The sequence below is a fragment of the Cohnella nanjingensis genome, assembly GCF_014212125.1.
Taxonomy (GTDB): Bacteria; Bacillota; Bacilli; order Paenibacillales; family Paenibacillaceae; genus Cohnella; species Cohnella nanjingensis.
On the sequence record NZ_JACJVP010000023.1, the window covers coordinates 20,262 to 41,031 of the forward strand.

Genomic DNA, 20,770 nt, shown 5'->3' on the forward strand with positions numbered 1-20,770 from the left:
ATCCTATGATTTGGCGTGCCCGGCTTGCCGACTTGCTCCCTTCCCTCCGGCTCACCTCCTCTCAAGCGATGTCGCGGTTGCCGCACGGGCGCGATGCTCGATGACCGGGTTCGCGTATAGGCCGGGATCGACAGCGGTCTCGTCGCCCTGATCGATGCTTTCCTCTTCCGCATCTTGTCCGGAGACTTTGGCGTATTGTTCGACGAACAGTTCATCGCTGAACGTCCACCCGTAATTCGCCGCCGTGACGATGATTTTCACGTATCTGGCCTTCGCGGCTTTGCTCGGAAGCAAGCCGTACGACACGGTACTGAGATCAGGCGGCGTAGGCCCAAAGTTGAGCGTGCGGAACGGAGAATACCCAAGGGACTCGAATCGAACGTTGTCGTTCGAAACTTGGTACTCGACGGATCGCGGCAGCTTGATCGCGGAACCGATATCCTGGTAGAAGTTGATGGACAGTCCGTCGATTTTCTTGACTTCGCCTAGATCGACCGTGTAGGCGATGACGAGCGGCGCCCCTTCCGTACTTCTTCCCTGCCACTCGGGATCCCAGAAATAGCCCGCGCCGAGCTTGCCGTTCGTCATCTCCAGTCCGTCCGTGTCCGGGTAGGAGGGACTCGCGGGGACGGAGCTCTCGTACGGTCTGCCGAGCGCCAGATTAACGGACGCCGAAGCCGTCGTCACTTGCTCGGCTTTGGACAAGGCCGACGGATAACCGGAGGCGCTGTACGCTTCGACTTGGTATTCGTAACGGGTGCCCGGCTGCAAGCCGTTATCCTGATAGGACGCCGCATAGGATCGGCCGACCGGCGTCCCGTCGCGATAAACGACGTAATAGAAGACGTCCTTGGCGCCGTGCCAGACAAGACTGATTTTATCGGTCCCTTGTTTTTTCGACCGGAGGGCGTTGGGCGTCTTGGGCGGGGAATCGTCCACCCTGCCGGTCTTGTAATAGGTCTTGTAAGCTTGGTGGAAGATCGGCGTGTTGCGAAGCTTCGGAGACTGATAATGATCGTAGGAGAACGTAACGATGCCGTCGACATGAGGACTGATCTGCGTCATATGATCCACGATATCTTTGGTGACCATCGGTTCGGCCGCCCAAGGATCCGGATTGACGGTATGGAAGGTCTCGACGTCCGCCCACAGGCGGGTGGCCGGATGGCGATCGACGACTTCGCGGGTCAGCCGGAACCACTCCACGACTTCGGCTACGCTGTGATATCCGCCGCCCAGACCGTCTTGGGGAATCAGATAATCGATGTTCGCCCCGCCCAATATTCCGTCCCATGTCTTGATCCACGCCGCGCTGTTTTGTTCGAAGGTTTGTCCGCAGCTGCGTTCGTTCCAGATTGCCGGCGCCAGGGCCAGCGTCTTTCCCGTGTCGTTATGGACCCGATTGGCTAGCGAAGCGTACTTCGCCGTCAAATTCGCGATCGAAACGTCGTCCTGATAGCTGCAGTTCTCCATCTCGTTGGGGAAGTAGAATCCGTCCAGCGAAGGATGATGACGATAGTTGTTCCATAGCTCGCCGACCATCTGCTCGCTGTATCCGAACAACTCGTCCAGCCAAGGCTCGTTCAAGGCGTGATGGATATACCAGTCGTCGTTGGCGTTCGTTCCGAGCCAGACTTGCATGTGCAACGCATCGGCCGCGGTCAGGAGATTCTCTACCGGATCTCCGCGATAGTTCGCCTCCTGCGTTAGTCCAGGAATCGCGGTCGGATAGATCGTCTGCATGCTTCGGGTGTCCGCGGTCCATTGCAGAATGATCAGCTGGTTGCCGACCTCCTTCAACGCCTGCAGCTCTTCCTTCCAATCCTGAACGCTCCATTCGTAAGCCGCGTACGGTTGAATAAAGCTGCCTTCCGCATGCACGGGGACCGCAGCCGCTTTCGAAGTGCCGGCGGGCAGCAGGGCGAACAGGACGGCCACCGATACAACCAGGGAGAACCAACTTCGTGTCATCCTCTCATTCCTTTCCTATTGAATAACGGATGAATTGCAGATAGCGGATTGCAGATTGAATTCGCTCTCATTCTAATACGGTCAGGCGGACGGAGGCATGAGTATAAAGAATGATTCCTATTCGACAAATTTTTCTGGATTAATTATTCATGACACGATTTTGGAATCGCTTTACAAGGACGTTAGATCTATGAATATCGTATTTTTAGATTGCAATTGAAGAGAATTTATCCTAAATCTATTATTTTAAAGAAAATATTCATAAATGGTTGACAGATTGGATTGTTAGACCATAAGGTAAATAATGGATGCCCATTCTATGGTGAGGAGTGAATGATGTGAAGAAATGGATTGGGGCGGCCGTCTTGGTCGTCGTCTTGGTCTCGCTCGCGATTCTCCCCGTCTCCGCAAGTCCGAAACCGGAAGGTTGGCAAGGTCCCGCGGGAGGAAGCAAACCGCTCGAAAATCCCGGCGCCGCCGCCAAAGGGTACCAAGAAGGCAAACCCGAGAAATCCCCGCAAACCATCGACGGAAATCGCGGGCAGGGACAGGACAAACCGTTGCTCGCTTTCCCCGTCATCAGCGACGTTCACGTGCAATGGTGGCATGAGCCTTCCCAAACGAAGTTCGCGAACGCTTTGAACGATCTGCATGCGATCAACCCTGACGCGGACGCCCTGGTGATCAACGGCGATCTGGGCGACGGGATGCCGGCCGACTACGACAAACTGGCCGAGCTGCTCCGCCAGACGCCCCACCCGAACAAAATGTTCTACACGATCGGCAATCACGAATTCTACAAAGCTTGGCACGACGCCGACGGCAATTGGAATTCCGATACGTACCCGAACGGCGAATCGGATCAGGATTCGATCAACCGCTTCTTGAACTTTACGGGAGAAAACAAGGTTTACCACGATGCCATGGTCAAGGGTTATCATTTTATCTTCCTCGGCTCCGAGCAGTACCGACAGACCGATCCGAGCAACCTCGAAGACGCCTACTTGTCCGACGAACAGTTGGACTGGCTGAAGAAAACCTTGAAGAAAGGCGCGGGATCGGACAAGCCCATCTTCGTCTTCCTCCACCAGCCGCTGCCTTACACCGTATCGGGCACCTCCTTCTGCTGCGTCAACAATCGGGCGATCATTCAGCACGAAGCGTTGAAGTCCATCCTGTCCGACTATCCGCAGGTCATCTTCTTCTCCGGCCATACGCATTGGGAGCTGAAGCTGCCGGGCACGCTCGTGCGCGACAAGTTCACGATGGTGAACTCCTCTTCCGTGGTTCAGCCTTGGACGGACGACGGCAACGGCGGCGAGATGCTGGCCGGGCCGGATGACAGCGAAGGGCTATACGTAGAGGTGTATAAAGACAAGGTTCGTATCCAAGGCCGGGACTTCTACCGCAAACAATGGGTGCCGGAAGCGCAATTCACGATTCCCGTCCAAAAATGAAAGCTAGGGCTGCTGTCGCACCATTGACGGCAGCCCTTTCCCTTTATTCAGAAGCCTAAATGGTCACTTCCCCACCTGGAAGGTCGTGCTGGCGGATGCGCCGGAAACGGGATATCCGTAGGCGTCCAAAGCCGAGACCGTCAGTTCGTAGGAGACATCCCGCTTCAATTTTTTCAACGACGCGTGCCACTTGCCGTTCGGTTGGACGGCGATATCTTCCCGGTAGACGAACGTCCCGAATCGCTCCCGCAATTCGATCCTCACCCGATCGGCCCCGCTTGCGCCGCCTTTCGCCTGTTGGCTGACGCCGTTCGAAAGCGGCTTGCCGGCTTCCGGGTTCTCGATGCTCACGCTGGCCGATGCGGGCATCGAACGAATGGCGTCTGCCGCCAGCATCACATACCCCGCCTGCTCGACCGTCCATCCGTCCGGGAATCCCGCGCGCTTGACGGTCGTCAACAGCCGGCCCAAATAGGCCGCGACGCGCTGTTGATCCCCCATCAAGGCCGCCGCATACGCGGCAGGCGCAAAATCGTTGAAGGATCCGCCGGAAGCCCAAGCCGGTTGAGATTCGTTAAACTTGGCGTACAGAGACTGAGCCGTTTCGGAATCGGCGGCGATCACGCCCGTATAGACGGGAGACAACTGCGCCACGGCATCTTCGGGTTTGGACCAGTCGGCCGTCTGTTTCTCTCCCAGCCGATTGCTGGATAGGTCGTAAGCGCCCGCCGCATCATTCCATAGCCGGGTCTGGATGCCGTTGCGCAGGGCATCCGCGAACCCGGCGAAATAATCGGCAGGTCCCGACACCTGAAAATGATGGCGGAAGAGCCACACGCTATCCGTCATCCCTTGGTAGGTCAGCGCGTTCGGACGCAGGAGCTTGATCGGCTCATCCGGCAGCTTCCACATCAGCCCGTCCGCATCCTGAGATCGCATGATCCCGATCCCTCCGGTCAACAAGTCGAGGTTGGACTGCGGCAGACCGAATCGACCTGTCTTCTCGTAATGCTGCCTTAACAACGTAATGAAAGTGCCGATGGTCGGGCTCGCGCTCTCATAACCGCCCGTGGAGGTCCATTGGCCCGTCGCCCCGTTCAACCGGAAATCATCGATGGAACCGTAAATGCCGTATCGGTCGCCCCAGTTCCAATGACCCGTATACCAGTCGAGGTACCGCTGCACGTTCGGAACCGTCTCCTCGCGGAGCAGCAATCCTCTAGCCCCTATATTCGATAAAGCGGGCTTGATCTGTTGACCGGCCGCATCCGACGCGATCGCGCCGCCGTCCAACTGACGGTCGGCGATCCATGCGGACGTACGATCCATCGCTTCGTCCGCCATCGTTAACGCTTCATGGGAGACCCCGAGGGTCAAGGTATCCGTCCTCACGAGATCGTAGCCTTTGGTGACGGACGCCCATACATGCAGCGCCTGCATATCCCGATTCATCCCCTTCAACGTCAACACGCCTTGATCGTCGATGGAGACCAGTGCGGGCTGATCGGTCTCATAGCCGATGCTCGCGCCGCCCAGATCGACCGGCGTCGCGCCGTCCTCCCGGTAGGCGAGCACTTTCAATTCCGTGCTCTCCCCGCGCCTTAGCGTATCGCGATCGGATACCAGAACCGCCTTGGCGATCGGATTCTCGCCTGCGATCCGGATGGTTGCCCGCAGCCGCTGCGTAGCCATCACGTTGGCGAAGCGGTCCTTGGCCGTCACGTCGACCAGGTAGTCTCCATTGGTTAATCCGTCGACGGGCAATTGCCAGGCTCCGCCGACCGGTTCCGCCCGGAAAGACTTCGACCGCTCCGCCCCTTCGTTCGTCCATGTCATCTCGACGGTAGCGATCCCTTCGGACGTCCCTTCCACCGTATAGGGCTGTTCGGTCAATGCCGCCCCGTCTTGCAGGTTCGTCATCGTCCATCCCGCCGGGCTGTCGGACAGCCGTTTGGCATGGGCGGCCGCGAGCATCGTCACGCCGCTCTCCATGACGTACCACGGCCACGGATGCGCTTGATCGATATACGCCGTCTTCACCGACGCCAGGAATTGGTCGACCCGCGTCCGGTCCCCCATCAACGCCGCCGTATAGGCGATTATCGCCCACGGAAACGCATCGCTTTTGTTCAATTGCGGCCAGCCCGGATGATGCTCGTTAAACGTATTGTACAGGCGGAGCGCCCGTTCGCTGTCCGGCGCCAAGACGCCCGTCCAGATCGGAAACAATTGCGAGGTGGCGTCCGCGTAGAAGCTGTTCCAATCCGGGTACAGCAAGGAATCGTCATTCATTTTCGCGTAGGCGTAGGTTTGCTTCGTATCCGACCACAAGCCCTGAATGGCGGCGTATACGTCCTCCTTGCGCTGCCGATACGAGGCTTCGGCCGCCTCGTCGCCGAAGACGTTACCGCTGAGCCACTCGATGGCTTCCAAACCGTGATAGACTTCCGTATTGTCCATCAAATATTTGACGGGGTAGCTCGGCTTCGCCCACGTGAGCCCGTCCACTTGCTGCGTGGAGAGCATCGCGTCGGCAATGAGGAGAATGTCGCTTTTGTGCTGCAGCGCGTACGCCGAGTCCCCCGTTACTTCTACGTATTTTCGAACGACGTCCAGAAAGGTGGAAGCGTAGGAATCCGTAGAATCGAAATCCCCGGTCGGCGTTTCGGTTTGCTTGTCCGTCTCGACGACGTAGTCGTATACGGAACCGGCCGGTGCAGTAGCCGTAGCCGATCGATTCAGGCGAGCAAAATACCAGTCCATGTAGTTGCGGACGACGGAGCCGTTTTCCGGCTTTTCCAGCAGCCCCAGCAGCCCGAAATGCGTAAAGTAAGGAACGACTTTGTACTTGTTGCCATAGTTCGAGATTGGATCGCTGTAGGTCGGGATCGCGCCGCTTGCAAACGGCATGCTCGAGATCCAGTCCGCTTCTTGCGTCAGAATGTCATCGTAGAACGCCGTGCGATCCGCCGCTTTCGCCTCGCCGGCCGCCCCTCCGATCCCCCATCCCGCCACGCTGATCATTAGCGCTGCAGCGACCGTCCTTTTCCATTTTCGATACATCAATGAATCCCTCCATTCGATCGTTTATAAACGAACAGGCCGCCAACTTCGGATGCCGGCAGCCTGTTGGTTCCTTCCCCTTGCACGTTCAGCCCACGATCCCCGAACGCTCGATGCTCTTCATGAAATATCTTTGCACTTCGAAATACATGATGACGATCGGCAGGATCACGAGCATGCACGCCGCCATGATCGTCGATTGGTCGATGTTGGAGGTAACCGTGCCGCCCGTCGCTTTGTTCATGGATTCCCCCAGCAGCGGCAGCATCATGGGAAGCGTGAACTTCGCGCGGTCCACGATATAGATCGCCGGCTCGAAGAAATCGTTCCAATGCCAGACCGTGGACAAGATGGCCGTCACCAGCAGCGGCGGCGTCACGATCGGAACGACGATGCGGAAGAACGTCTTGAATACGCCGCAGCCGTCCACCCTCGCGGCGTCCTCCAACTCGACCGGCAGCCCTCTGAAGAACTGGCGGAAGATGAAGACGAACAAGGCTCCGCGCAGCCCGTGCGCGAAAAAGCTCGGGACGATCATCGGAAGGTACGTGTTGATCCAGTGCAATTCCTTGTACTCGACGAACATCGGAATGATGATCGTCTGCGGCGGCACGATCATCGTGAACATGGCGAGTCCGAACAGCACTTCGCGGCCGGGGAAGTTGAACCTGGCGAAGCCGTACCCGACGAACGCGCAAGAGATCACTTGACCCAGCACGGATAAGACGGTCATGAGAACCGTGTTTTTGAAATAGGGCAAATAATGGAGCAGCGCATAAGCGTTAAAGTAGCTTTTCACGTCGAAATCTTTGGGAATCCAATGGACGGTCGGATCGATCAGGTCGTTGACGGACTTGAAGGAGGTCGTCACCATGAACAGGAACGGATACAGGAAGACGAACGACAATCCGATCAGGAACAGATAGATGAACACCCGGTAAAGCCGGTAGCCGGCCTGCCAGTGTTTGATCTTGTACACCACCGGATTCCGTTTCCATTTCACGGACAAATCCTTGATTACGGTTTGCATGCTTATCCCCCTTTACATCCCCATGTAAACCACGCGTTTGCGCGTGAAAGCGAAGATCAGCACGATCAGGATAAAGACGAAGACGAAGTAGATCCAACCGAGCGCGGAGGCGTACCCCATCTCGATATTCGTGAACGCCACTTGCTTGATATACAGAATGACCTGGTTGCGGATGTCGGTAAAGGAATCCACCAGCGTGAAAACGGCGTTGAGCAGCAAGACCGGGGTCATGAGCGGGAACGTGATCTTCCAGAACATCTCCCAGGGCGTAGCGCCGTCGCACTTCGCGGATTCGTACAGCGATTCGGAGATGCCTTGAAGGCCGGCCAGGAACAGCAGGATTTGGATGCCCGTCTTCCAGAACACCAGCGTCAGTCTGCCCAGGATGTCGGAGAGGTTCCCGTACATCTCCGGGGACAAATACCTGGCGATGACGTCCGGAATTTGCAGGCCGTTCGTGACGCCGGCGCTCACGACCGACGGATCGGTCGCCAGCGTCTGCAGGGAGCCGACCCCTTGGCCGAGCAGCTGCTCCATGACGAAGCCGGAACCGATGACGACGGGCAGGAAGAAGACGGCCCGGAAGAACGCCCGCCCGATGACCTGATGGTTCAGCAGCATCGCCATGAAGAAGGAAAAGACGAGGATGAGCGGGATCTCGACGAACGCGTTGCGGATGGCCGCATAGAACAGCGGAATGAAATTGACGTCCTTCAGGACGGCGCGGGAGAAATTATCCCAACCGATATACTCCATCTGCATGCCGGACACGCTGGTCATCTTGCGCAAGCTCATATAGAACGACATGACCAGGGGATAGACGAGAAAAGCAAGGAAACCCAGCATCCACGGGAGGATGAACACGTACCCGCTGATGACTTTTCTACGCTCGAGCCCGATCTTCATGATGGCTCCCTCCTACTTCAAAATGCCGTAGTCTTTGGGCGGAACCGCGATATCCGACCCCTTGTAGGGAACGGAGCCGTAATTGACGACGACTTTCGTTCCGTCCGCGTACTCGGTCTCGTACACGTCGCGGCTGAGAATCCGGTGTCCGACGATCTCCTGCCCCCAAGTGTGTCCCAATTTGCCGTTCAGCTCCTTGTACTGCTGAACCAATACGGGAGACCACTGCTCGAACGTGGAACTGAACAATTCGTCGCTGTAGAACGTGTAGCGGAATTTCTCCGGGCTTGCCTGCGTCAGCTCGTAGAAGGGCATGCTGCCGTATTCCACCCATTTCAGGAAGAGCTCCCGGGCATCGTAATGCGTGTTCATCGGGACGTCCCCGCTGTAAGGGATATGGCCGTGAACGACCATTTGGAAGAAAGGAACCGCTTCGTCCGAGTACACGAATCCGGTATCGCCAAGCGGGATGTCGGACAAGCGGTCCGCCGTGCCGAGCACGTACGAATTGCCGCCGTGCACGGCGACTTTGCCGTTCTGCTCGCGGGCTTGCCGCATGATCTCCAGCCATTTCTCTACGGCGCCTTCGCGGGTTAGCGGATGGTATTCGTTGAAGTCGGCCAGCGCGATCTGTCCCATCTCCTCGAAGTCGATCCCCGACGCGCCGTATCCGGCCAACTGCTCGCCTTGACCGCCCGCGAACTTCAATCTCGCCCGCTCGGCGTTCAACAGATACCAGAAGCCGTAGTAGTCCTCCAAGGCCAGCTTGCTGGGCGACTTCATGACGTCGAGATTTTTCCGGAATCCGAGATTCCGGGCGAAGGCGTCCACGTTGTTGAAATTCAGGAACAAATCGATCCGGTTATCCTTCGCGTATTGCGTCAGATCGGTCAGCTTGGACTTGCCCCCGAGCGCGCCGGCGGCCTGATCGCTGTCCGGATAATCGCCTTCCCCGTCCTTCATCCATCCCCGGAGCATGACGCTCATCGCGTCCACGCCGGCCGCCTTCATCTCCTCCAAGAAGGATTTGGCTTGCGCGAACGTCGTGACGGTCAGGAATTGCTTGCGCAGGACGCTGTCTTCCTTGATGCCCATGAACAGGTCGACGGCCGCGGGGATCTGTCGCCGATCCTGCGGGATTCGGGACGCCAGCTTCCCGGAATCGAGCAAGTAGGCCCGGTACGCGTTCGCCATCCCGGCGTAATCCGATTGGTCCTTGGGCAGGAACACGTATCTCATCCGATGGTCGACGGGCATCAGGTCCCGCTCGACGCGCTGCGAGAACTCGCCCCGGCGGATCGCGGCGTCGTAGAATCGCCGATAGAAGAATTCGCCGGATACGCGGTTCAGGTTGACGGTATACCCGCTGGGCGAATAGTTGATGACCGTCTCGAACTCTCCCTCCGTCACGAAGGCGACGAATCCGCTGCCGTTCTTGTTGGCCCCGAATACCGGGAGATAAGCGTTCTCCGTCCGCTGGCCCGTTCGCTTCAGCACTTCTTCGGAACCGTAGACCGTGGCGGTGTATTTGTCTTTGTACGCCGGATGCGTCTCCTTGAAATTGGAGATTGCCCCGCTGCCGTCCGGGTAGAACATATACCCCTTGTCCTGATCGGTCCCCGACCCCAGATTGGGCAGCACTTCGATGGAGACGAGCAGGTTGCTCGTCGTCTCCTTGATGCTCGAAGCCGGCACGAGCACTTCCAGCCGGTCCTCTCCGATCGTATACTCCACCGCGAAGCTGATGCCGAGCTTCTCGAAGTCATAGCGCACCCGGATGCCCCGGTCGATGCTCTCGCTCGCGATCTTCGGAGGAAGCGTAATCGAGTTGGTGATGAGCGGATCGTGGACGGGGCGCGAGAAGTCGGCATACGTCATATTCAAGGGAGCCCGCACGCTGTTCTTGAGAAGCTCGCTGCCCCCGAGCGCTTCGTCGCTAATATTGGCGGCGGACATCCATAGGGCTCCGGTGGATCGGTCGCGGACCGCGATCGATGAAGTGACCGGTTCGAAGAAGAGCGTCAACCGGCCGTTGTCGGCGACTTGGCGATAGCTGGCGATATCGCTCAGTTTATCTACGATCTCCTTGGAGACGGGCGCCGGATCTTCCACCTTGCCGTCGCCCAGGGCGTTGCGCTCGATTTGGTAATGTTCCATCTTGTACACGCCGAACGCGCATAATCCCAACACGAGGACCCATAACCCGATTCGCCAGGACCGTCGCAGCATCTGGTCTACTCCCCCCTTTACTTAGAATCCTCTGATATAAAGCTCCAGGAACACTTCCTTGAAGAAGTCGATCACGTGCTGCACGAGGACGTAGAACAGAATACCGACCAGCAGCAGCGCGATGGCGGTCAAGACGGACAAGACGATGACCCAGACCGTCTTGGATACCGAATAGTCGTTCATCACCATGATGAGAAGGAACAAAGACAGTCCGACCCAACAGTAGGTAACGGTGCCGATCATGTCGTAGATCGCCAGCTCGTCGCGCGTCAGCAGGTTGCTCATCAAGGTCTGGACGAGCGTGCCGATGATGTACGGGATCGCCGCATAAGCGCAAGCGGCCAGAATCTGCTTGAACTTGGACTCCCCGTCCATGATCGAGGTGATCATCCAGGCCGATGCGGCGAACAGGAAGAACGGCACGATCAATTGCGAGACCTCGAAGTAAAAATCGGCGAATTCCGGACGGGTCATATTGAAATGGAAGCTCGTAAAATAGATTTGGATGAACCGGGCCGCCAATATCCCCAAAACGAGAACGATCACCGCCCCGTAACGGGGAGCGGATTGAATCCGGTAAAAGGCTTCGCGCGGCGCGAAGATGGCGAGAATCGCATTCTGGAACGACGGATAGCCGGATCCCGCCGGGGCCGCGAGCACCTTTCTGGCATACCCGTTCAAGGCCACGATCGCGTAATACAAGCCGACGCCGACCGCGGCCGCGGCGAGGGCGATCCATCCGAATTGGTGGCGCAGAAGCTCATGCCGGTATTCGCGGAAGGCGTTCGAGTAGTTGCCCATGTCCTCCCCGAGCCGAAATTCCGTCATCGCGGCCTTCCATTGCTGCTGCTTGTACAGCGCCTTGCCGATGCCGCGATGCGCGAGAATATAGTTGGAATCGATGGAGACGACCTGCCTCCAGGGCTCCAGCGCTTCCTCGTAGCGCCCGTCGCTGAATAGCTCGCTGCCGTTGTGCACGAGCGAGGTAAAGTGGTTCGCCCGGAACGCCTGCACCTCTCCGCGGGCACGGTCAAGCACGTACAGCAAGCCCTCCGAATCGTTGGCGACGCTGACCGGTTCCTGGAAGAACCCCGTCTGATCGCCGTTCCCGCCGAATACGAGCAGGTTGTTGCCTTCCTGATCGAACTGGTAGATTTTGCGGTGGTTGGAGTCGACGGCCGTGATGATCCCGTCCTTGTCCACGGCCACGTCGACTACGTTCGGCGAAGTCGTCACGCCCCTGCGGACGTTGAACTCCCCGTACTGCCGGTCGACGGGATAGGTGTTGATCCCGAGCAGGTTGAACCGCTTGATCTCGTCGAGCATCGTATTCTCGATCGCGGTATACAGGAAGCCGTTCTTCTGGTCGATCGTGACGTTCCGGTGGTTCGGCGGGACGACTTTGCCGAGCGCTTCCCGCTGCTCTTTCGTCGCGTATTTCCGCAGGATGTAGTCCTTCAGGTTGAATTTCAATTTGTTCGGCGCGATATAGCCTTGAAATTCGTTATGTCCGTCGATGACCATCAGACCGTGATAATCGCTGCCGTTCGTGACGTACATATTGCCGTTGCGGTCGAGCGCCAGCTTCGTCGGCATGAACGGGAAATCTTTGTCGATCAGGTCCGATTCGGGCGCGATGAACTTCTCGATCAGCTCCCCTGCGGGACTCAGGTGGACGATGCGGTTGTTGCCGGTATCCGCGATATAGACGTCCCCGTCGTCCTCTACGAAGATGCCCCGCGGCTCCATGAGATTCAACTTGTCGTCCTTCGTCCCGAACACCTTCAGAATCTTGCCGAATTTATCCATCTTTACGATGCGGTTGTTGGCCGTATCGGCGACATACACTTGATCCTTGGCGTCGATGAACAGATCCTCCGGATTCTTGAACATGCCGTGCGCATAGTCCCCGGTCAATACCCGTTCCACCGAATAGCCGAGCGGAACCGCGATGTGGTATCCTTCCGGCGCGATCGCGTAGCCGGTCGCGGGCACGGCGTAAGCGGCGGCCGTCCCGGCGAATAGCGATGCGATGGCGATCATGGCCAAAATCAATCCTAGCCGCAGCCTTCTCACGTTTGAATCCCCTCGATTCTACGATTTGATCCCGGAATGGGCCATCGTGTCCATGACCTGCCGCTGCAGGATGATGAACAGCACGATACTGGGCATGACGGTCACGAATGCCCCCGCGGCCGCGGCCCCCATCCTGCCTACCGTTCCGTTGGACACGCCCAGCATGGCCAGCGGCAGCGTCTTCATGGCTTCGCTCGTCGTGTAGATCAGGGGAGATGAGAAGTCGTTCCAATTCCCGATAAAGGAGAAGATGACGACGGTCATCCAGGCCGGCTTGACGTAGGGCATGACGATCTTCCAGAACATCGTCCATTCGTTGGCCCCGTCGACTTTGGCCGCCTCGAGCGTCTGGTCGGGAATCTGATCCATGAACTGCTTGACCAGGAACAAGTTGTACGGGACGGCCAGCTTGGGCAGGATGAGCGCCCAGTACGTATTCAGAATGGCGAGATTGGAGATGACGAAGTACGTCGGGATCGACGTCACCTGCGCGGGGAACATCAGCGCCGAGATGACGACGGCAAAGATGAAGGCCATCCCCGGGAGCTTATACTTCGAGATGATGAACGCGCCCATCGAAGTGACGATGACGCTGAACAGCACGATGGCGACCGTCGTGAACACGCTGTTGAACAAGTAGCGGGTAAACGGGACGAGCGACGAGTCCGTCGCGATCAGCAGGTCGCCGAAGTTTTTGAACGTCGGCTTCATGACGAAAAATCGCGGCGGATACAAGAACAGCTCATCCAGCGGCTTGAAGGCCGTCGAAGCGACGAAAATGATCGGCGCCGCCGTGAAGACGACCAGGGCGATCATGAAGAGATACAAGAAAATTTTGCTGAGCGTAATCCCCTTGATCCACCTGCGGTGGAAGACGTAGGCCGCTCGGCCGATCGGCTTGAAGATCTGTTTGGATGCTGCGAGCATTCCGGTCCCTCCTTCCTCACTCGTCGCTTGAAGAGAACATTCGCATGCTGATCCGTCCCAGCGTGAAGGTCAACAGGAACAGCACCACGGAGATCGCCGACGCGTAGCCGAGTTCGAACCGGATGAACGCGTAGTCGTACAAGTGGGACACGATCGTATGCGCCGCGTAGTTCGCGCTCGGCATCCCGGTCAGCGCGACCGCGATATCGAATACGGCGAACGAAGCGACGATCGACATGACCGCGCCGAACAGCAGCTGCGGCTTCATCAACGGCAGCGTAATCATCCACATTTGCTGAAACTTGTTCTTGATCCCGTCGATGGCTCCCGCCTCGTACAGATCGGACGGCACGTTGCGCAAGCCCGCCAGGAAGACGAGAAATCCGGCCCCCATGCTCATCCAGAGCGAGACGAACATGACGACGTACAGCATGTAATCCGGATTGGAGAGCCATAGGATCGGCCTGTCGATCAGCCCGAAGTCGATCAGGAACTTGTTGATGAGACCGTACCGGTCGCCCGAGAAAATGTACGTCCAGACGACGGTCAGCGCGACCGTGCTCGTGATCGAAGGGGCATAGAACGCGAGCGCGAACAGGTTGCTGAACCGCAGGCTGTTGATGATCCAGGCGAAGAAGAACGACAGGAAATAGCTTAAAGGACCCGTGACGACGGCGAACGCCAGCGTATTCTTGAGCGCGATCAGGAAAATATCGTCTTCCAGGAACAGCAGGCGGTAATTGGCCAATCCGATCCATCTCGGCGGCTGCAGCATGTTGTAATAGGTGAAGCTCAGCACGATGGACGACGCCACGGGCACGATGTAGAACACGAAGAACAGCAGAATAAACGGAGCGAGCATCAGATACTTGATCTTATGGGTCTTCAAATGGGCGACCAGGCCGGTTCTCTTCCTGGTCCCGTAAGCCGGGGGATGGCTGGCCGCCACCGCCGTTTGTCCTGCCACCCGAATCCATCCTTTCCGTGCGAACCTGACGGGACGCTATTGTTTGGGGGCCGTGCCGATCCCGAACTCTTCCTGCTTGGCCAAGAGCTCCTTGTTGATATCCTTGACCGCCTGCTCGATCGATTCCCTCGGATTCGTGCCGGAGAGCACGACGCGGTTCCACGCGTTCGTAATGTGCCGCATCGTGAAGTAGCCGCCCGGAATGACCGGTCTTTCGCGGTACCATTTCCACTGCTCTTCGAAGGTAGCCAGATCCTCTTTGGGCCAAGGCAGCTCCTTGAACGCTTCGGTGTTGGCCGTGTTCCAACGCGCCTCGACGCCGATCAGGGATTCCAGCTCCTGGCCGAACCGCAGCTGCACGTCTTTGCTCATCCACCATTTGAGGAATTCCCAAGCTTCCTTCTGATGCTTCGATTGCTTGAAGATCACCGAGCCGTACACCGCTCCGCCCGAGGTGCGGTCGACCGTGCCGTCCTCCCGGACCGTGCCCGGCATCGGCGCGATCCCCCAGCGACCCGTCAGTTCGGGGGCGGCCACGGCGAACTGAACGTACGTCGCGTAATTGGAGATGCCGATCGGCATCTCGCCCGAGCGCATCCGGTTGAAGAAGTTGGCTTCGATCGGCAGCCGGAAGTTGGTATAGATATCCGTCCATTCTTTGAAGGCCGAATACGCTTCCGGCGTATCGAGTCCCGATCGGTTCAAGCCCTCGTTGTAGTAGCCGCCCCCGTGCTGGTAGAGGAACGGATCGAACATCGGCGGGATCCACGCGTTCATGCCGCCCCGCTGCAGCACCGGCAAGATTTTGTACAGGTCCTGCCAAGTGTCGGGAATGCCCAGTCCGAGCTGGGACAGGATGTCTTTGCGGTAGAATATCAGGTTAAAGTCCTGCGTCTCCGGCAGCGCGTATGCTCCGCCGTTGTAGTCGAACGGAATCAGCGAACCCGGCAGGAATGCCTTGACCGTCTCGTCGTAGTCGTCGAACTGCTTCAGATTCACGATCGCGTCGCGAATGGCGAATTCCACGGGCATCGTGGCTTCCAGGTTGGTCGCTACGTCGGGCGCCCGGTGGGAACTGGCGGAGAGCAGCAGCGTGTTGGCCGTACCGGAAGCGAGCTGACCTGCCGGAATCGTGTTGATATTGACGCGGATGCCGGTCTGCGGCGTGAATTCCTCGTCGATCAGATCTTTGGTCAGCTCCGCCCATTCGCGGCCGTTGCCGATCCACACGTCGATGACCGGCCCTTCTCCGCCTGCGAAGGTGTCCCCTACGCTGTCGTAGTCTTTGGAGAAAGAACGGAAGAAGTTTTGGGTCATCGAGACGGTTTTCTGGAAGAAGTTCGATTTGGCCTTCGGGTATTTCCCGTCCGGCGAAGAGACGACGAAGTAATCCAGCACGAGCGGCGATTCTTTCAAGCTCAGGAGCCAGTTGCCAAGCTGTCCTTGCGTATTCGTGATGTCATCCAACCGCTTGGGGATGTTGTCCGGATTCGAGGCCATGCTCTCGTATTGGTCGCGGATCGATTTTAAGCTCTGGACCACCGCGGCGGATTTCCCCGACAAGCCGTCGAGCAGCGCAATCTGGTAGGACAAGCTCGCCGTGATCTTGTTCAATTCCTCGATCAAGTTCGGAATGCGCCGGTCCAGCTCGTAACGGAAGTTCATGTCCGGTTTGGTGCCGGTGACCATGATGATCTTCCGGTTCAATTCCGAGATCGCGAGGATCGTATCGGACAGGGAGTTGATCGCATCCCGGTATGGCCCCAGCTGGGCGGTCATGCGCAAGGTGTGTTTGCCTTGGGTCAGGTAGAACAGGAAGTCGCCTTGGTCGTCGCCGAGTCCGGAGACCCGCCATTCTTTGGCGTAAGGGAAGGCGTACTCTTCCAGCTCCTTAAAGGGAACGCGGCCGTCCAACTCGATCTTGCGGTAGGTCGGCAGACCGTCTCCCCACCACTGGCCGTTTTTCAAGCCGATCTTGTACAGCCCGTCTGCGGGCACCTCGAACTCCCAGGCCAAATATTGTCCGCCCTTGCGCCAGCGGTAATCGCCGATGACGTTCAGCCGCTGGTTGCCGTGCGCGGCCGGTTCGACGAGCGGATCGGAGTTCGATTCCCTGCGCAGGGTCGGCTCCATTTTGTAGGCGACCTTCTCCGCTTGGAATTTAATCGTCTGGTTCTCGGCCGGCCGATAACCCTGCTGCTCATATTGCTGCTTCACTTGCTCGTAAGACGGAACGGTCTCGGGAGATACGAGAGCGATCTTCGAGATCGCGATCGGTTCCTTGATCGTATCGAAACGGAGCTTGTGGCTTCCCTTGGTCAGATAAAAACGGAAAGGCTCCGGATATTTTCCTTCATTATCAGTGAGTCTCAAAGCTTCCCAGTGCGGCACTTCGACTTGCTTCGGCCGGATATCGTCCCCCTGGCTGTTTCTGACGGGTTCCGCTTGATCGGCCCACATCCGCGGAAAGGTCAATCGCTGCGCTTCATTAAACGGGAATTCATCGTCGATCTTCACGCTGCGGTCGATGGAGGAGCGTTTACCTGCAATCGGATAATAGGTAACCTCGATGTTATAGAAGCCGTCCGCCGGCACGTCGACCGGCCACTCGATCCAATCCAGTTCCTCTTTCCAGACGACGGCTGGATCCGAATTCCCGCCGATACCGGCTTGAAGCTCGGGCGCGGCATGCTGCCCGGACCCGGAACCGGCGAAGCCTGCTGCCGGAATCTCCACCCGTACGTTGTCCGCGTTCTTGCCGCCTTTCTCTTCTTGTTTCTTCAACACCGCGGCATAGGTCGGCAGTTGGGATTCGCTATAGGTCGAGAATTCGATCGGCTTCAGCTTGAGCGCGTCTTTGTATTTGTCCGCCAGTTTCTCCGCCGCGTCGGCGCCGCCGATCGGGGCAACGACCAAACCGAACAGCACGGTGAAGGCGAGCAGCGCTTTCCATTTCGAAGCGCGGAACTTCTTATCCGTAGTCGTGAGCAAGCCGGTACACCCCCATGAACATTCGCATCGCATGCGTTCCCGCCCGTACATGACGGGCAGGAGCCGCATGGTTTCCGCGTACGGTTACTTCTTGTATTTGGCGACTTCCGGCGCCATCTTGTCCGCGATCTGCTTCGCCGCCTGTTCGGCGGAGATCTTGTTCAGCAGCACGTCATTGAACGCGACGCCGATCTCGTTCAAGTAGACGCTCATGTAAGGCGAAGCCGGGAAGCTTTGAAGATTCGGGCTTTTGGAGCCTTCGAGGAACTCCTTGAATCCGGCGACGTCGCCAAACATCGGAGAATCGATCGCGGCGAGCACGGGCGTAAGATTGCCCAAGCCGGCATCGAATTCCGCGATGTTCTCCGGTTTGAGGAACCATTCGATGAACTTCCAAGCCTCGTCCGGATGCTTCGCGCCCTTTGGAATGTAGAACGTAGACGTATCGACGGAAGCGGCGCCCTTCATGTCCGGATGATTCTCGTCGTACGGCATCGGCGCGATGCCGTAGTTCAGGTTAGGCGCGAATTTCTTAATGAACGTCCCCGTCCATTCGCCGCCGAACGTCATGGCGTATTTGCCGGTGAAGAAAGGATCGTCCGCGGACAGTCCCGCTCCAAGTTTCTTGGTGAACGCATTCACTTTCTCCGATCCGCCCGCTTTCTTGTACAGGGCGGCGCTTTGCTTCATCGCTTGGATGAAGCCCGTATCTTGCGGCGTGATCTCGCCTTTGTCCACGTCGACGAACTTGCCGCCGAACAGGTAAGCGTAATCGTAGACCGGCAGCGACGGAGGCCCGAGGCCCAGCACTTTGATCTCGCCGTTCGCTTCGATCTTGCTTAGCTTGTCGAAGTATTCGAACAGCTGCTGCACGGTTTCCGGCGGCTTGTCGTAACCGGCTTGCGCAAGCAGGTCCTTATTGTAGAACAACGCGGAATAGTGCATGGCGACCGGTACCGCATAGGTTTTGCCGTTGTATTGCTGTTGCTTGATCGCGCCCGGCACGAACAGGTCCGCCGACATGTCGCTTTTGGCCATATAGTCGTCCAGCGGGGTGTTCGCGCCGTTCTCGCCGTTCGGAACGGACGCGTTGCCGAAGTTGGAGGCCACGTCCGGCGGATTGCCTGCCGTGATCGCCGTCAGCTGTTTGCTGTAGTCCGCCTCCACGGTGCCTTTCACCACGATCTGATCTTGGCTGTCGTTGAATTTTTTGATCATTTTCTCCATCAATTCGCCTTCCGGTCCGCCCCATCCGTACCAGAACTGGATCTCGACCTTGCCCTTCGGCGTATCGGAAGAGGCCGACGGAGACGCGGCGGAAGAGGACGAAGCCGATGCGGACGGAGACGAGGATTGACCCTCGTCGTTGCTCTTGGACGAGCATGCGGAGATCAGGGCGACCATCATCGCCAGCACCGCCGTAAGCGTAATCAAATACCTTTTTTTCACGGAACTTCCTCCTTAGATCCTACTTTTTGAGGTCGTTGCACTTGAAAGCGGTTTCTTTTTTGCTTGCATATGCGGCTCAGTTACGGCATTGCAGGTCGAACGGATCCCCTCGAATACCCGGTATGAGATACGAGCTGCATCACCACCTTTAAGGAATGAGGTTGCGGCTTGCGGAAAGGCGTTTTAGCTTGATGCCGATCGGTATGGCATTGAAAATCTTCGGGTCGTTTTTAGAGGTCTCGTGATGGCTGTGCGCGGACAAACGGGAAACCAGACCGATATCCGGATTCTGCTGTTTGCTGTACGAGGTGTAATCGGATAGGGTCGTCGAGATCCGTTCCGCGGCCATGTTCATGGCCGCGATGCCTTCCCCGACGGCGGAGATCACTGCGACTGGAGGGCAGGCGTAATGTACACGCCGGAATCGGAATATTGTTTCTTATACAAGACGATATTCGGAAGTTTGCGCCTCTTCTTGCTTGCCGGGATTCTTTCGGCGTATGGACGCGTCTCGCCGCCGCACGGCCTTCCTCGACAACTAAGGCCATCGGAAGCTGACGTTCGGCACCGAACAGCGGCTCCGCGCGCGAAGTTTGGCTGGATACGATCAAACCCCGAATCCACGCGGTTATCGGCATGTCGTTCCATGAATTCACCCGATTAAAGTGGAATAATTATTTATATTAAATAATGTCGGTGAATTTAACCTCCAGCATCTTCGGTCTTATAATAGCATCATTCGTTAGATAGTAGAAGATTGTTTTTTCATTTTTGTTATATTTTTTGGATTTTAACTTCATTCTGTATGATATAATTGTCAACAATCTCCGCTTGGCTGCAAGCGATGAAGAGCGAGGTTCGGATATGAAGTGGGAGAACTTGACCGTCAAGCAATTCGAAGAGGCGCTCCGGACGTCCGGCCGCGTATGCGTATTGCCGATCGGCTGCCTGGAGAAGCACGGCGACCATCTGCCGCTCGGAACGGACATGATGATCGCCAGAACCGTATCCGAGGAAGCCGCCAAGCTGGAACCTTTCGTCGTCTTCCCCTATTATTTTTTCGCGCAGGTCTCCGAAGTGAAGCACCATGCCGGAACGATTGCCGTGAGCGGCGAAATCCAAATGCGGTTGCTTGGGGAAGTGGTGAAGGAGATCCGGCGCAACGGCTTCGATAAGATCGTGCTGGCGAACGGACACGGAGGCAACAACCATTGGCTTCGTTACTTCGTGCAGACGATGCTGGACGAGCGCAGGGATTACGTCGTCTACGCCTACGATTTGTGGGAGCTATCCCAGGAGCAGCACCGCTATCTCGAGACGCATTTCCAAACGCCGGGAGATTACGGACACGCGGATCATATGGAAACGTCCGAGATCCTGCACATCGATCCGTCTCTCGTCCATATGGACCGCCTGAACCCGGGCGAATGGAATCCGTTAGGCCGGGGCCGGTGGATGACCGAAGAGAAGCTGTTCTCCTCGATCCATTGGTACGCCGAGTATCCGAACCAGATCGCCGGCACCCCTTCCCTCTCGACCGCGGAATACGGCAAAGTTTACTTGGAGTACTGCGCGGCCAATCTGGCGAAAGCCGTCAAACGGATCAAGGAGGACGAGACCGCTTTGCAGCTGCAGCAAGAATTCTACGACCGTTGCGACGAAATCTCGCGAATCCCGTAAACGAACAAAAAAAATCCGGCGCCC

At 57.4% G+C, this 20,770-nt stretch carries 13 protein-coding genes; 2 read left to right on the top strand and 11 right to left on the bottom strand.

Annotated elements, in window-relative coordinates; genetic code table 11:
* Nucleotides 1-51: 51 nt before the first annotated feature.
* On the bottom strand, nt 52-1,971 hold the full coding sequence (locus H7C19_RS13020; RefSeq protein WP_185143089.1) for a DUF4434 domain-containing protein: 1,920 nt from the start codon (nt 1,969-1,971) through the stop codon (nt 52-54).
* Nucleotides 1,972-2,309: 338 nt separating this feature from the next.
* On the opposite strand from H7C19_RS13020, the gene H7C19_RS13025 reads away from it, so the two are divergent.
* Complete coding sequence (locus tag H7C19_RS13025) at nt 2,310-3,428, top strand: metallophosphoesterase family protein (RefSeq protein ID WP_313731609.1); 1,119 nt, start codon at nt 2,310-2,312, stop codon at nt 3,426-3,428.
* 63 nt (nt 3,429-3,491) lie between these two features.
* On the opposite strand, the gene H7C19_RS13030 is transcribed toward H7C19_RS13025, so the two are convergent.
* The 10 genes from H7C19_RS13030 to H7C19_RS13075 form a co-directional block, all read right to left on the bottom strand.
* Nucleotides 3,492-6,452, bottom strand: coding sequence for a hypothetical protein (locus tag H7C19_RS13030; protein WP_221469228.1), 2,961 nt, complete (start codon nt 6,450-6,452; stop codon nt 3,492-3,494).
* Nucleotides 6,453-6,579: 127 nt separating this feature from the next.
* Nucleotides 6,580-7,521 carry a carbohydrate ABC transporter permease gene (locus tag H7C19_RS13035; RefSeq protein WP_185143091.1) on the bottom strand — a complete coding sequence of 314 codons (942 nt, stop codon included), beginning with the start codon at nt 7,519-7,521 and terminating at the stop codon, nt 6,580-6,582.
* Nucleotides 7,522-7,533: 12 nt separating this feature from the next.
* A complete protein-coding gene (locus tag H7C19_RS13040; protein ID WP_185143092.1) occupies nt 7,534-8,427 on the bottom strand; it encodes a carbohydrate ABC transporter permease in 894 nt (297 codons plus the stop codon).
* A gap of 12 nt (nt 8,428-8,439) precedes the next feature.
* Nucleotides 8,440-10,656 (bottom strand): DUF5696 domain-containing protein, encoded by a 2,217-nt coding sequence (locus H7C19_RS13045; RefSeq protein WP_185143093.1) that lies wholly within the window; start codon nt 10,654-10,656, stop codon nt 8,440-8,442.
* Nucleotides 10,657-10,677: 21 nt separating this feature from the next.
* Nucleotides 10,678-12,732 carry a YIP1 family protein gene (locus H7C19_RS13050; RefSeq protein WP_185143094.1) on the bottom strand — a complete coding sequence of 685 codons (2,055 nt, stop codon included), beginning with the start codon at nt 12,730-12,732 and terminating at the stop codon, nt 10,678-10,680.
* 18 nt (nt 12,733-12,750) lie between these two features.
* The gene (locus H7C19_RS13055) at nt 12,751-13,659 is read right to left on the bottom strand and encodes a carbohydrate ABC transporter permease (RefSeq protein WP_185143095.1); all 909 of its coding nucleotides are present in this window, start codon (nt 13,657-13,659) and stop codon (nt 12,751-12,753) included.
* Between the two features lie 16 nt (nt 13,660-13,675).
* Nucleotides 13,676-14,626 carry a carbohydrate ABC transporter permease gene (locus H7C19_RS13060; protein WP_313731611.1) on the bottom strand — a complete coding sequence of 317 codons (951 nt, stop codon included), beginning with the start codon at nt 14,624-14,626 and terminating at the stop codon, nt 13,676-13,678.
* Between the two features lie 36 nt (nt 14,627-14,662).
* Nucleotides 14,663-17,617 (bottom strand): extracellular solute-binding protein, encoded by a 2,955-nt coding sequence (locus H7C19_RS13065; protein WP_185143096.1) that lies wholly within the window; start codon nt 17,615-17,617, stop codon nt 14,663-14,665.
* Between the two features lie 84 nt (nt 17,618-17,701).
* Entirely contained in the window at nt 17,702-19,066 is a 1,365-nt protein-coding gene (locus tag H7C19_RS13070) for an ABC transporter substrate-binding protein (protein WP_185143097.1), read from the bottom strand.
* A 148-nt stretch (nt 19,067-19,214) separates the two neighbouring features.
* A complete protein-coding gene (locus H7C19_RS13075; protein WP_246469478.1) occupies nt 19,215-19,421 on the bottom strand; it encodes a hypothetical protein in 207 nt (68 codons plus the stop codon).
* Nucleotides 19,422-19,930: 509 nt separating this feature from the next.
* On the opposite strand from H7C19_RS13075, the gene H7C19_RS13080 reads away from it, so the two are divergent.
* Complete coding sequence (locus H7C19_RS13080) at nt 19,931-20,746, top strand: creatininase family protein (RefSeq protein WP_185143099.1); 816 nt, start codon at nt 19,931-19,933, stop codon at nt 20,744-20,746.
* The last annotated feature ends 24 nt before the right edge of the window (nt 20,747-20,770 follow it).